Annotated in this window: 13 protein-coding genes; 2 read left to right on the top strand and 11 right to left on the bottom strand. The window is 74.7% G+C overall.

Translation table 11 applies throughout. The features are described from left to right. Positions 1-285: 285 nt before the first annotated feature. From ACFPL3_RS02145 to groES, 3 genes are all read right to left on the bottom strand, one after another. On the bottom strand, positions 286-1203 hold the full coding sequence (locus ACFPL3_RS02145; RefSeq protein WP_343947257.1) for a MerR family transcriptional regulator: 918 nt from the start codon (positions 1201-1203) through the stop codon (positions 286-288). Between the two features lie 108 nt (positions 1204-1311). Next, positions 1312-2934, bottom strand: a complete 1623-nt coding sequence (groL, locus tag ACFPL3_RS02140; protein WP_343947258.1) for a chaperonin GroEL — start codon at positions 2932-2934, stop codon at positions 1312-1314. Positions 2935-3026: 92 nt separating this feature from the next. Continuing rightward, positions 3027-3317, bottom strand: a complete 291-nt coding sequence (gene groES, locus ACFPL3_RS02135; RefSeq protein ID WP_028929219.1) for a co-chaperone GroES — start codon at positions 3315-3317, stop codon at positions 3027-3029. A 199-nt stretch (positions 3318-3516) separates the two neighbouring features. Between groES and ACFPL3_RS02130 the strand changes: the two genes are divergently transcribed. Next, positions 3517-4452, top strand: a complete 936-nt coding sequence (locus ACFPL3_RS02130) for an aldo/keto reductase (protein ID WP_343947259.1) — start codon at positions 3517-3519, stop codon at positions 4450-4452. Here ACFPL3_RS02130 and ACFPL3_RS02125 read toward each other — a convergent pair. Next, complete coding sequence (locus tag ACFPL3_RS02125; protein ID WP_343947260.1) at positions 4406-5335, bottom strand: DMT family transporter; 930 nt, start codon at positions 5333-5335, stop codon at positions 4406-4408. The genes ACFPL3_RS02130 and ACFPL3_RS02125 overlap by 47 nt on opposite strands. A 72-nt stretch (positions 5336-5407) precedes the next feature. Between ACFPL3_RS02125 and ACFPL3_RS02120 the strand changes: the two genes are divergently transcribed. Next, positions 5408-5974: a CGNR zinc finger domain-containing protein gene (locus tag ACFPL3_RS02120; protein WP_343947261.1), complete on the top strand. Its 567-nt coding sequence runs from the start codon at positions 5408-5410 to the stop codon at positions 5972-5974. Positions 5975-6399: 425 nt separating this feature from the next. On the opposite strand, the gene tsaD is transcribed toward ACFPL3_RS02120, so the two are convergent. The 7 genes from tsaD to alr are packed head-to-tail and all read right to left on the bottom strand — an operon-like array spanning position 6400 to position 12059. After that, positions 6400-7440, bottom strand: a complete 1041-nt coding sequence (gene tsaD, locus ACFPL3_RS02115) for a tRNA (adenosine(37)-N6)-threonylcarbamoyltransferase complex transferase subunit TsaD (protein ID WP_343947262.1) — start codon at positions 7438-7440, stop codon at positions 6400-6402. Beyond that, positions 7437-7901: a ribosomal protein S18-alanine N-acetyltransferase gene (rimI, locus tag ACFPL3_RS02110; protein ID WP_343947263.1), complete on the bottom strand. Its 465-nt coding sequence runs from the start codon at positions 7899-7901 to the stop codon at positions 7437-7439. The genes tsaD and rimI overlap by 4 nt, the downstream gene beginning before the upstream one ends. Next, positions 7901-8563 carry a tRNA (adenosine(37)-N6)-threonylcarbamoyltransferase complex dimerization subunit type 1 TsaB gene (gene tsaB, locus ACFPL3_RS02105; protein WP_343947264.1) on the bottom strand — a complete coding sequence of 221 codons (663 nt, stop codon included), beginning with the start codon at positions 8561-8563 and terminating at the stop codon, positions 7901-7903. Before tsaB ends, rimI begins: the two co-directional genes overlap by 1 nt. Positions 8564-8621: 58 nt before the next feature. After that, positions 8622-9344, bottom strand: a complete 723-nt coding sequence (locus ACFPL3_RS02100; protein WP_343947265.1) for an HAD family hydrolase — start codon at positions 9342-9344, stop codon at positions 8622-8624. Continuing rightward, the gene (tsaE, locus tag ACFPL3_RS02095) at positions 9341-9805 is read right to left on the bottom strand and encodes a tRNA (adenosine(37)-N6)-threonylcarbamoyltransferase complex ATPase subunit type 1 TsaE (RefSeq protein ID WP_343947266.1); all 465 of its coding nucleotides are present in this window, start codon (positions 9803-9805) and stop codon (positions 9341-9343) included. Before tsaE ends, ACFPL3_RS02100 begins: the two co-directional genes overlap by 4 nt. Then, entirely contained in the window at positions 9802-10905 is a 1104-nt protein-coding gene (locus tag ACFPL3_RS02090; protein WP_343947267.1) for an alpha/beta fold hydrolase, read from the bottom strand. Before ACFPL3_RS02090 ends, tsaE begins: the two co-directional genes overlap by 4 nt. Next, positions 10902-12059, bottom strand: a complete 1158-nt coding sequence (gene alr / locus ACFPL3_RS02085) for an alanine racemase (protein ID WP_379588354.1) — start codon at positions 12057-12059, stop codon at positions 10902-10904. Before alr ends, ACFPL3_RS02090 begins: the two co-directional genes overlap by 4 nt. Positions 12060-12072: the final 13 nt, after the last annotated feature.

Raw genomic sequence — 12072 nt, 5'->3', positions numbered from 1 at the left:
CGGGAGTCTTGCGCCAAGTGGCACTCGTCATGTGGGTGACGTAGGACCGAACGGACTAATGAGGTTACCGGCTGCTGGACGGTCCATGGCACACCCACCCTCATCGGGTGCCTCCTGACCGGGGCACATCGTCGCAGGATGACGCTCACCGTGGCCGTCCCGGCGTGTCGTCGGCGTGGCGCGTTCGCTCGCAGTTCGCTCACCGACCGCTGCGCCGTTCGGGCGGCAGCGTCGTTTGCTGTCGAGCCTCCGTTCGGGGTCAGTTCTGCTGCGGCCCCGGCCGGGTCACACGTGGACCGCGGAGCTGATCGTCGCGACGGCCGCCCCCAGCGACGTGAGCCGGCCCGTGCGCTCCGGGAGCGCGGTGGCGTCCCACCCGGGTCCCGCGGCGAACGTCCGGAAGCGCAGCCGGGTGCGGGGCAGCGTGGCGAGCAGCCGCGGATCGGCGGTCTCCGGCAGCAGTGACCAGAGCACCACGGCGGCCGGGGCGGTGCGGCGTGCCGCGGCCGCCAGCGCCGCGGCGGGCAGGTCGGCGCCGAGGTAGCGGGGTACGACACCGTGCGCGCGCAGCGCGGCCGAGAGGGCGAGCACCGGCAGCGCGTGCTGCTCCCCCGGCACGGCGGCGAGCAGCACGGGACGAGCGGGGTTCGCCGCCCCGTCCGGACGGCCCAGCAGCGCCCCGAACGCGGCCACCGCGCATGCGGTGACGAGGTGCTCGACCTCCACCCCGGTGGCGGTGTCGGCCCACCGCGTGCCGACGGCGCCGAGCACTGGTCGCACCACCTCGTCCCAGGTGGTCTCCACGCCCTCGCCGCGTACCGACTCGGTGATCACGTCGCAGACCGCGACGGAGTCGAGCGCGAGCGCGGCGCGCGCCAGGCCGCGAGCCCGCCCGGCCGCGCCCCGGGACCGCGCAGGGGCCTGCGCGCCGTTCCCCTCCGGCACCGGGGCCCGCTCGGGGGCCGGGACGGAGAGCGCGTAGCGGGCCGCGTCCGCGGGGGCCACGCCGCGCACGAGCGCGCGCTGCATCAGCTCGAGGCGGGCGAGGTCCGTGGTGGAGTAGCGGCGGTGGCGGCCGGGCGCGTGGTCGCTCGGCCCGATCCCGTAGCGGCGGTCCCACGTCCGCAGCGTGGCGGGAGCCACGCCCAACCTGCGCGCCGTGGCAGCCACCGTGAGACCCGGCGCGTGCGCGGTGGTGGCCACCACCTCATCGTCGACGCCTCGTCGCCGCCGGGGCAACCCCGCCCTAACCGGACGAACGGCACCCCTGCGGGCAGGGGTGCCGTTCGTGGGGTGTTGCCCGGGGGTCGCTCAGTGGCCGTGACCGTGGCCGTGGCCGTGGCCACCCGCCTCGGCAGCCGGGGGCTCCGGCTTGTCGACGACCGAGCTCTCCGTGGTGAGCACCATCCGCGCGATCGACGCGGCGTTCACCACGGCGGACCGGGTGACCTTGACCGGGTCGATGACCCCGTCGGCCAGCAGGTCGCCGTAGGTGAGGGTGGCGGCGTTGAAGCCCTGGCCCCACTCCTGCTCGGCGACCTTGGAGACGACGACCGCGCCCTCCTGGCCGCCGTTGGCGGCGATCCAGTACAGCGGCGCGTTGAGCGCCCGGCGCACGATGCTCACGCCGGTGGCCTCGTCACCGCTGAGGCCGAGGCCGCCCTCCAGCGCCTTGGCCGCCTGCACCAGCGCCGAACCACCGCCGGGAACGATGCCCTCCTCGACCGCGGCCCGGGTGGCCGACACCGCGTCCTCGATGCGGTGCTTGCGCTCCTTGAGGGCGGTCTCGGTGGCCGCGCCGGCCTTGATGACCGCGACGCCGCCGGAGAGCTTCGCGAGCCGCTCCTGCAGCTTCTCGCGGTCCCAGTCGGAGTCGGTCTCCTCGATCTCGCGCTTCAGCTGCGCGATGCGCCCCTCGACGGCCTCCTTGGAACCGGCACCCTCGACGAGGGTGGTGGTGTCCTTGGTGACCACGACGCGCCGGACCCGGCCCAGCAGGTCCAGCCCGGCCTCCGACAGCTTCAGGCCGACCTCGGGCTTGATGACCGTGCCGCCGGTGGCGATCGCGAGGTCGTCCATGAACGCCTTGCGGCGGTCGCCGAAGAACGGCGACTTGACCGCGGCGACCCGAACGGTCTTGCGGATCGAGTTGACGACGAGCGTGGACAGCGCCTCACCCTCGACGTCCTCGGCCACGATCAGCAGCGGCTTGCCCTCGCCGAGCACCTTCTCCAGCAGCGGGAGCAGGTCGGCGATCGCACCGATCTTCTCCTGGTGCAGCAGGACGTAGGCGTCCTCGAGCACCGCCTCCATCGACTCGGCGTCGGTGACGAAGTACGGCGAGAGGTAGCCCTTGTCGAACTGCAGGCCCTCGGTGATCTCCAGCTCGGTGGCGAGCGTGGAGCCCTCCTCGACGGTGATGACGCCGTCGGTGCCCACCTTCTCGAGCGCCTCGCTGATCAGCGAGCCGATCTCCTCCTCACGGGAGGCGATGGTGCCGACCTGGGCGATGGCCTTCCCCTCCACGGGGATGGCCTTCTCCTTGAGCACCTCGGCCACCTTCTCGGCGGCCAGCGAGATGCCCTTGCCCAGCGCGGTGGGGTTGGCCCCGGCCGCGACGTTGCGCAGGCCCGCGGCCACCATCGCCTGTGCGAGCACGGTGGCGGTGGTGGTGCCGTCACCCGCGACGTCGTTGGTCTTGGTGGCGACCGTCTTCGCGAGCTGGGCGCCCAGGTTCTCGAACGGGTCTTCCAGGTCGATCTCACGCGCGATGGTGACGCCGTCGTTCGTGACGGTCGGCCCACCGAACTTCTTGTCCAGCACGACGTGGCGGCCGCGCGGGCCCAGGGTGACCTTGACCGCGTCGGCCAGCTGGTTCACCCCGCGCTCCAGCGCCCGGCGCGCCGTCTCGTCGAAGCTGATCTGCTTCGGCATGCCTGCCTCTCTCGTTCAGCCCAAGAAGCCGCCGCCCCGGTGGCCCGCTCGGTCGAGGGACCACCGGGGCGGCGGCGACACGGTGATGTGGGTCAGTTGACGACCGCGAGCACGTCGCGGGCGGAGAGGATGAGGTACTCCTCGCCGTTGTACTTGACCTCGGTGCCGCCGTACTTCGAGTAGATGACGACGTCGCCGACGTTCACGTCGAGCGGGATGCGGTTGCCGTTGTCGTCGATGCGCCCGGGGCCCACCGCGAGGACCTTGCCCTCCTGCGGCTTCTCCTTGGCCGTGTCCGGGATGACGATGCCGGACGCCGTGGTGGTCTCGGCCTCGCTGGCCTGGACGACGATCTTGTCCTCGAGCGGCTTGATGTTCGCCACTTGATGACCTCCCCTTCCTGGGGTGCGTGCACTCGCTGAATGGGTTCTGGTGGAGCAGCGCGCGGGCGTTTCCGTCGTCGCGGGTGCCGGAACGCCCGGGCCGTTCCTTTGGCACTCTACCCATGAGAGTGCCAACGCTCAACGGCGGCACCCCAACCGCGTCGGCACCCCGTCACCGCAGCTCGTAGGCTTGCGAACCATGGTGAAGATCGGCTCGAGCGACCTCGACGTCACCCGGCTGTGCCTCGGCGGCAATGTCTTCGGCTGGACGGCCGACCGCGATACCTCCTTCGCCGTGCTCGACGCGTACGTCGCCGCGGGCGGGAACTTCGTCGACACCGCGGACTCCTACTTCTGGCGCAAGCCGGGCAACTCCGGCGGCGAGTCCGAGGCCCTCATCGGGGAGTGGATGGCCTCCCGGGGCAACCGGGAATCGGTCGTGGTCGCCACCAAGGTGGGCTCGTGGCCGCAGCGCAAGGGCCTGTCCGCGCGCAACATCGCCGAGGCCGTGGACGACTCGCTGCGGCGGCTGCGCACCGACTACATCGACCTCTACTACGCCCACCGCGACGACCCCGACACCGCGCAGGAGGAGACCGCCGACGCGTTCGACGCGCTCGTGAAGGCGGGCAAGGTGCGCGCGCTCGGCGCCTCCAACTTCACCGCTGAGCGGCTGCGCTCGGCTCTGGAGATCTCCGCGCGCGACGGCCTCGCGTCCTACGTGGCACTGCAGCCGCACTACAACCTCATGGAGCGCGAGGAGTACGAGAACGCGCTCGCCCCGATCGTCGCGAGCGAGGGCCTCGCCTGCATGCCGTACTACGCGCTCGCGAAGGGCTTCCTCACCGGCAAGTACCGCCCCGACACCCCGGTGGAGAGCGAGCGCGCCGAGGGGGCGCTCGAATACCTCGACGACCGCGGCCGCGCCGTGCTCGCCGTGCTCGACGAGATCGCGGCGGGACACCAGGTGCCGGTGGCGGCCGTCGCGCTCGCCTGGCTGATCGCCCAGCCCACCGTCACCGCGCCGATCGCGAGCGCCCGCACCCCCGAGCAGCTGGCGGCGCAGCTGCCGGCACTGGACCTGCAGCTCACGGACGACGAGCTGCGCCTGCTGTCCCACGTGTCGGCGGCGTAGCCGGCGCCCGGCGCGGTGGGCCGGCGGGCCGCGACGCGCGCTGCACCAGCAGCACCCCCGCGAGCGTCACGGCGAGGCCGGTCAGCGTCTGCGGCTCGAGCGGCTGCCCCAGGATCGGCACGGCGAGCACGGCCGTGACCGCCGGCACGACGTAGAGCAGCCCGCTCACGCCCGCGGCCGTGCCCCGGCGCAGCAGCACGAAGAGCAGCAGGACCGCAACACCTGAGTTGACGACGGTGACCCAGGCGAGCGCGCCGATCCCGGCCGCCCCGCCCGGCAGGACGAGACCCCCGTCGACGAGGAGGGCGAGCGGCAGCAGCACCACCGCGCCGACCAGCACCTGCACGGCCGAGCCCGTCCGCAGGTCCATCTCCGCGCCGACCCGCTTCTGGTGGAGCGTGCCCGCGGCGAAGCCTGCCAGCCCGAGGCCGAGCAGGGCGAGCCCCGCGGTGCCGCCGCCGCCGTCGAGGTGGTCGGCCCCGGCGACGAGCGCCCCGGCCACGGCGACGGCGGACCCGGCCCACCCGATCGGCCCGAGCCGTTCCCCCAGCAGCGGCCCGCCGAACGCGGCGACCACCACCGGGCTCAGGCAGAGCACCAGCGCGGCGAGGCCCGCCGACACCCCGAGCGCCAGCGCGCAGCTCACGGCCCCGTACTGCACCGCCTGGATCAGCAGGCCCGTGACGACGAGGTCGCGCCACTCCCGACGCCCCCGCGGCCACCGCGCCCCGGTGGCCACCGCCACCACGACGAGCAACCCGCCTGCCAGGACGAGCCGCACCGTCGCCAGGGACAGCCCGGGCACGTCCCGCGTGCCGAGCGCTCCCGCCAGGAACCCCGAGCTCCACAGCAGGACGAACAGCGGTTTCGACAACCGGTCCACGCCCACCTCCATGTAACGGTTCAAACCGTTACACATGAGCAGGTAACGAGTCAACCCGTTACAGTGGTGGTCGTGGCCGCCTCACCGGACCTGCGCCTCGACGCCGGCACGTCCTGGCTGGACCTGCTGGCCAGCGTCGGCAACGCCTACACGGCCGATCCCGTCGAGCGCCTCACCGGTCCGGAGCCCATGCAGCGCTGGCTCGCCCACCACGGGCTGACGCCCGAGCGCGCCCCCACCGATGCCGACGTCGCGAGCGCCCGCGCCCTCCGGGAGACGCTCCGCCCGCTCGTCATCGCCGTGCTGGACGGAGAACCCGTGCCCGCCGAGCCGCTGCGCGCGCTCCGGCGCTGGCTCGACGCCGACACCTCGCTGCGCCCCGTCGAACGCAACGGCCGCCCGGCGCCCGCCGCGCCCCCGACGCCGGAGGTCGCGCTCGCCCGCGTCGCCCGCCAGGCCCTCGAACACCTCGGCGGACCCGAGGCGGAACACCTGCACGCCTGCGCGGCCGACGACTGCCGCATGGCCTTCCTCGACCCCGCAGGCCGCCGTCGCTGGTGCGCCCCGGACCGCTGCGGCGTCCGCGCCCGGGTGCGCGCCCACCGAGCCCGCACCCGCGAACGAGGCACCCCCGCCTGACGGTGCTCACACACAACCCCTGGCGCTCACACACCGCCTTCAACCGATGTGGCGGCGCCGGAATCGATGTGCGAGCCGCGGCCGCCCGAGCGACAGCGCGCCGACACACAACGCCGGGCAACGACACACCGACTGCAACCGACGTGCGAGCACCGAAGTCGATGTGCGAGCCCCGACCGCGCCCACACACAACCTCTGGCGCTCACACACCAACTACAACCGATGTGCCAGCACCACACCCGATGTGCGAGCCCACCCGCCACCCGGCGCCGGGACGCTCACACACAACCCCCTGGGACCCGCACACCATCTGCATCCGATGTGCGAGCACCACTACCGGTGTGCGAGCTCCTGCTGACACCACCCGTCGCTCGCACACCGACATCCACGCCGGCACACCGACTGCGACCGGTGCGCGGGCCGCCTCAGCCGACCAGCACCTCGGTGACCGGGAGCGAGGAGTCGGCCGGCAGGGCGGCGGGGCTGGGCTTCGCGCCCGCCGCGAAGAGGTGGGCACCCAGCGCGGCGACCATCGCCCCGTTGTCGGTGCACAGGCCGGGCCGGGGCACCCGCAGCCGGATGCCGGCCGCGACGCAGCGCTCCTCGGCGAGCGCGCGCAGCCGCGAGTTGGCCGCGACGCCCCCGCCGAGCAGCAGTGTGTCCATGCCGCGTTCCCGGGCCGCGCGGACGGCCTTGGCCGTGAGGACGTCGACCACGGCCTCCTGGAAGCTCGCGGCCACGTCGGCCACCGGGATCGGGGTGCCCGCCCGCTCGAGCGCCTCGACGTGGCGGGCGACGGCGGTCTTGAGGCCGGAGAAGGAGAAGTCGAACGGGGCGTCGCGCGGGCCGGTGAGGCCACGGGGGAACGCGATCGCGGCCGGGTCGCCGTCGCGGGCCACGCGGTCGATGTGCGGTCCGCCGGGGAACGGCAGCCCGAGCAGCCGGGCCACCTTGTCGAAGGCCTCCCCGGCGGCGTCGTCGATCGTGGCGCCGAGCGGGGTGACGGGCCCGGCGAGGTCGGGCACGTCCAGGAGGCTGGAGTGGCCGCCCGAGACGAGCAGCGCGAGCGCGGGCGGCAGCGGGCCGTGCTGCAGGGTGTCGACGGCGACGTGCGCGGCGAGGTGGTTGACCCCGTAGAGCGGTACGTCCCACGCGGCGGCGTAAGCCTTCGCGGCCGCGACGCCGACGAGCAGGGCGCCGGTGAGGCCCGGGCCCGCGGTGACCGCGACCGCTTCCACGTCCCGGCCGGTGACGCCCGCGGTGGCGAGGGCGCGGTGCACGGCGGGCACCATGGCCTGAAGGTGCGCCCGGGAGGCGACCTCGGGCACGACTCCGCCGAAGCGGGCGTGCTCGTCCACCGAGGAGGCCACCTCGTTGGCCAGCAGCGTGACGCCGCCGTCCGCGGCGAGGCGCACCACGCCCACACCGGTCTCGTCGCACGACGTCTCGATCCCAAGGACGATCATGAACTCGGCTCCCGCCGCATCGTGTAGGCGTCGGCGCCGCTGGGCCGGTAGTAGCGCTTGCGCAGGCCCACCACGGTGAAACCCTCCGCCTCGTAGAGGGCGCGTGCGGCCTCGTTGTCGGTGCGGACCTCGAGGAACACGGTGGCGCCCAGCTCGTCGGCCACCGCGAGCAGCCCGCGCAGCAGCGCGCGTCCGACGCCGCGGCGCTGGTGGGCCGGGTCGACGCCGATCGTGTGGATCTCCGCCTCTGCCTGCGGCGGCCCGGCCACGAACCCGAGCCCGGCATACCCGACGAGCAGGTCGCCGACACGCGCGGCCAGGTACGGGTGGCCCGCGCGCAGCTCCTCGCGGAACGCGCGCTCGCTCCACGGGTCGTCGCCGGGGAAGAGAAGCTGTTCGAGCTCGGCGCAGCGCGCGGCGTCCGACTCGCGTAGCGCATCGATGTGCACGGTGGCGGGCATCAGGCGCTCACGCGCTTGCGGGCGCCGGGCTCCACCGCGTCGGGACGGCGCAGGTACAGGGGTTCGAGCGGCTCCGGCGCGGCGCCTGCGCGTAGGGCGGACGCCGCCACGGCCACCAGCCCGGTGGGCGACGGCGACTGGGGCGGGCGCACGGGCAGCCCCACCAGCCCGGCCGACCCGCCTGCCGCCGCGACGGCCCCCAGCTCGCGCGCCCGCTCGGCCACGGTGGCCGGTGCCTGCACGTGCGGACCGTCGACCCGGCTGCCCCCGGCGTCGTACGCGGCCCAGTAGACCTCGCGCCGCCGGGCGTCGGTGACGACGAGCAGGGGGCCCTCCCCGGCCGCGTCGACCGCGATCGCGTCGAGCGAGCACACGCCGTGCACGGGCACGCCGAGCGCGTCGCCCAGCGCGGCGGCGGTGACCATCCCGACCCGCAACCCGGTGAACGGCCCCGGCCCCGTGCCCACGACCACCGCGTCGAGCGACCCCAGCGGGGTGCCCGCGTCGCCGCAGACGGCCTGCACGGCCGGCATGAGCAGCTCCGCGTGCTTGCGGGCGTCGTGCTCCACGCGCGCCGCCCGCAGGAGGACGGCGTCCGCGGTCAGCTCGACGACGCCCGCCGTGACGGCGGGCGTAGCGGTGTCGACAGCCAGGACCAGCACACTCCGAGCCTACGAGCGCGGCTGTCGCGGACGTCGACGCGGGTGGCGGGAGCCGGACTCACCAGTCCGCGATGAGGTCCGGCAGGTCCGTGAGGCGCTGCAGCACGGCGTCGGGGTGCACGTCGACCGGCACCTGCTGGGCCACGGGGATGGTGGAGTGCGGCACGAGGATCGCCCGCATGCCCACGCCCTTGGCGCCGCTGATGTCGTCGTAGGGCCGGTCGCCGACGTAGACGCACGCGCCGGGGTCGTCGACGCCCACGGCGTCCATCGCGGCGCGGAACGCCTCGGGGTGCGGCTTGGTCCATTCGAGGTCGCTCGACCACACGCACGCGTCGAACAGGTCCAGCACCCCGTCGGTGCGGAACCGGTCCTCGTGCCAGTCGCGTGGCCAGGAGGTGGACGACAGCACGCCGAGCCTGAGCCCGCGCTCGCGCAGCGCGCGCAGCACGTCGCCGGCGTCGGGGTCGGTGGGCAGCTGCCCGAGCCAGAACTCGCGGTGGACGGCGAGCGCGGCGTCGTGCACCGCGGCGGGCACGTCGGCCGGGTGGTGCGCGGCGGCGTCGGCCAGCACCTGCGCGATGGTGAACGCGCGGTGCTCGTCGCGCGCCGCGGCCCAGCGCGCGTCCTCGGCGGCCAGCAGCGCGTCGGCGAGCGCGGCGGCGCGCTCCTCGTCGCCCTCGTGCAGGACGTCGGCGAGCAGGCGCCACCCCGCGAGGTTGTCGACGGTCTTCCACGGGCTGAGCGTGCCGCCCCAGTCGAAGATCACTGCTTCGATCACGGTGTGGTGGCCTCCACGCGGAACACGGTGGCAGTGCGCACGTCGTCGGGTCGCCGGTGCAGTCGCACGAGCAGGTGCCGGTCCGCCAGCCGCTCCGCGACGCCTTCCCCCCATTCGACGGCGACGACCGCCTCGGCGAGGTCGGTGTCCAGATCGAGGTCGTCGAGCTCCGCGGCGCCACCGAGGCGGTAGGCGTCGACGTGCACGAGCGGCACGCCGCGCCCGCCGGGGAGGGGCCGGTGCTCGCGGGCGATCACGAACGTCGGGGAGGTGACGGGCCCGGCGACGCCCAGCCCGCGGGCGATGCCGCGCACGAGCACGGTCTTGCCCGCCCCCAGCGGCCCGGCGAGCACGACGAGGTCACCCGGGCCCAGCTCGGCGGCGAGCCGCTCGCCGAGGGCCTCGGTGTCGGCGGGCTCGGGCAGCACCAGCTCCCCGTTCAGCTCCGGTGCGGAGGTCATGCGCGCCGCCGGAACCCGCCGGGGCGCACGCGGTCGGCGCTGCGCCGGATGAGCTCGATGAGGGCGTCGTCCATCGCGGCGGGCTGCTCCAGCATGGGCAGGTGTCCCACGCCGGGGAAGTTGATCAGCCGGGCGGTGGGCAGCTCGGCGGCGATGACCTCGGAGTGCGTGGCCGGGATGACGCGGTCGGCGTCGCCCGCCGCCACGAGCAGCTCGCAGCCGGCCAGCGCGGGCAGAGCGGCTACCCGGTTGTGGCTGTCCACCGTGTCGGCGAAGTCGATGAGGGCGTCGACCGCGTTCGCGCTGATCATCGTGTCGACGAGGTCCACCAGCCACGGCGCCACGTTGCGGTCGCCGTAGGCGAAGCTGCGGGTGAGCGTCCAGATGACGTCGCCCAGCGCCCGCCGCGCGGTCTCCACGAGGGTGGGCTGCAGCCGCGCGAGCAGCCCCACGCCGCGGGTGAGGGGGTTGTGCCGCGACAGGAGCGTGCCGGGCAGCCCGGCGCTCGCCACCTCGCCCGCGGACGTCGACACCAGCGCCACCCCGGCCACCCGCTCGGCGAACAGCCCCGGGTTCTGCTCGGCCAGCGCCATGATCGTCATGCCGCCCATGGAGTGTCCGACCAGCACGAGCGGCCCCTCGGGCGCCAGCGCCCTGATCACCGCGTCGAGGTCGTGGCCGAGCTGCTCGATCGTGCAGCTCTCCCGCGGGGCGCGCTCGGAACGCCCGTGGCTGCGCTGGTCGTAGAGCACCACCCGGATCGACGGGTCGGAGAGCGCGGGCAGCGACTGGCGCTGGAAGTGCCAGGTGCGCCGGTCGAGCGCGAATCCGTGGACGAGCACCACGGTGAGGGCCGGGTCGCCGTCCTTCGCCTCGATCTCCTCGCAGGAGATGCGCACGCCGTCATCGGCGGTGACCGACGACGGCTCGCTCTCCCGCAGCCCCGCCAGCTGCGGGGGCTTCTCCGTCAGCTGCGCCGCGAGCCGCCTGCGCTCCGCCGCGACGCGGGTGTGCTTCCGGGCAGCCACCCCGACGGCGACGCCGGTGACGGCGGCGCCCGCCGCGCCGGCGACGGCGCCCCAGATCTGTCCTCGCCTCACTCGGCGGCCCCGATGTGGGTGCGGGTGACGCGCCTGAGGTGCACGCCCGTCACGATCTCGTAGTGGATGGTGCCGAGCTCGTCCGCCCAGTCCTGGGCGGTGGGCTCCCCGTTCGCACCGGGGCCGAAGAACACCGCTGTGTCACCTTCCCGGACGCCCGTGCCGTCCTCGCAGTCCACGACCACCTGGTCCATGCTCACCCGGCCGACGACCGGCCGCAGCGCGCCGCCGAGCAGCACCCGCATCCGCCCGCTCAGCCGGCGAGGCACGCCGTCGGCGTACCCGAGGGGGACGAGCGCGAGCGTGGTGTCGCGCGGCGCCGTCCACTCGTGCCCGTAGGACACGCCCTCGCCCGCCGGCACGCGCTTGACCAGCGCGACCCGGGCGCGCAGCGTCATCGCGGGGCGCAGCGCAGTCTCCCCCACCGGACGGCCGAGCGGGTCGAGCCCGTAGACCGCGATGCCCGGCCGTACCAGGTCGAAGTGCAGGTCGGGGCGGGTGAGCGTGGCGGCGGCGTTGGCCAGGTGGCGGATCGGGGCGAACCCGCGCTCGCGGGCCGCCTCCCACGCCGCGGTGAGCCGCGCGGCCTGCGCGTCGAGCGACGGGTGGTCCGGGGTGTCGGCGTTGGCGAGGTGCGACCAGACCGCGACCACCTCCACACGCCCGTCGGCGGCCGCCTTCTCGGCGTCGTCGAGCAGGCCGGGCCAAGCGGCGGGCTGCGCCCCGCCCCGCGACATGCCCGTGTCTGCCTTGAGGTGCACCCGGGCGGGCCGGCCCGCGCGGCTCGCGGCAGCCGTGACGGCCGCGAGGTGCGCCCTGGACGGGACCGACAGGTCGACGCCGGCGGCGACGGCATCGGTGAAGTCGTCGTCGGGCAGGTGCAGCCAGGACAGGAGCGGCGCGGTGATCCCGGCAGCGCGCAGGTGTGCCGCCTCCTCGAGGGTGCACACCCCCAGCCACGACGCGCCCCCGGCCAGCGCGGCCCGCGCCACCTCCACCGCACCGTGCCCGTAGCCGTCGGCCTTGACCACCGCCATCAGCTGCGCCGCGGGGGCCGCCTCCCGCAGCACAGCCACGTTGTGGCGGACGGCGGCGAGGTCGACGAGGGCCTCGGCCCGCGGCACGCTCGACGGAGACTGCACGTGACCAATCATCGCACCCGCGCCC

Origin of the sequence: Pseudonocardia zijingensis, from assembly GCF_042657305.1 — a bacterium.
Lineage (GTDB): Bacteria > Actinomycetota > Actinomycetes > Mycobacteriales > Pseudonocardiaceae > Pseudonocardia > Pseudonocardia zijingensis.
This window is presented reverse-complemented; position numbering and strand designations above follow the sequence as displayed.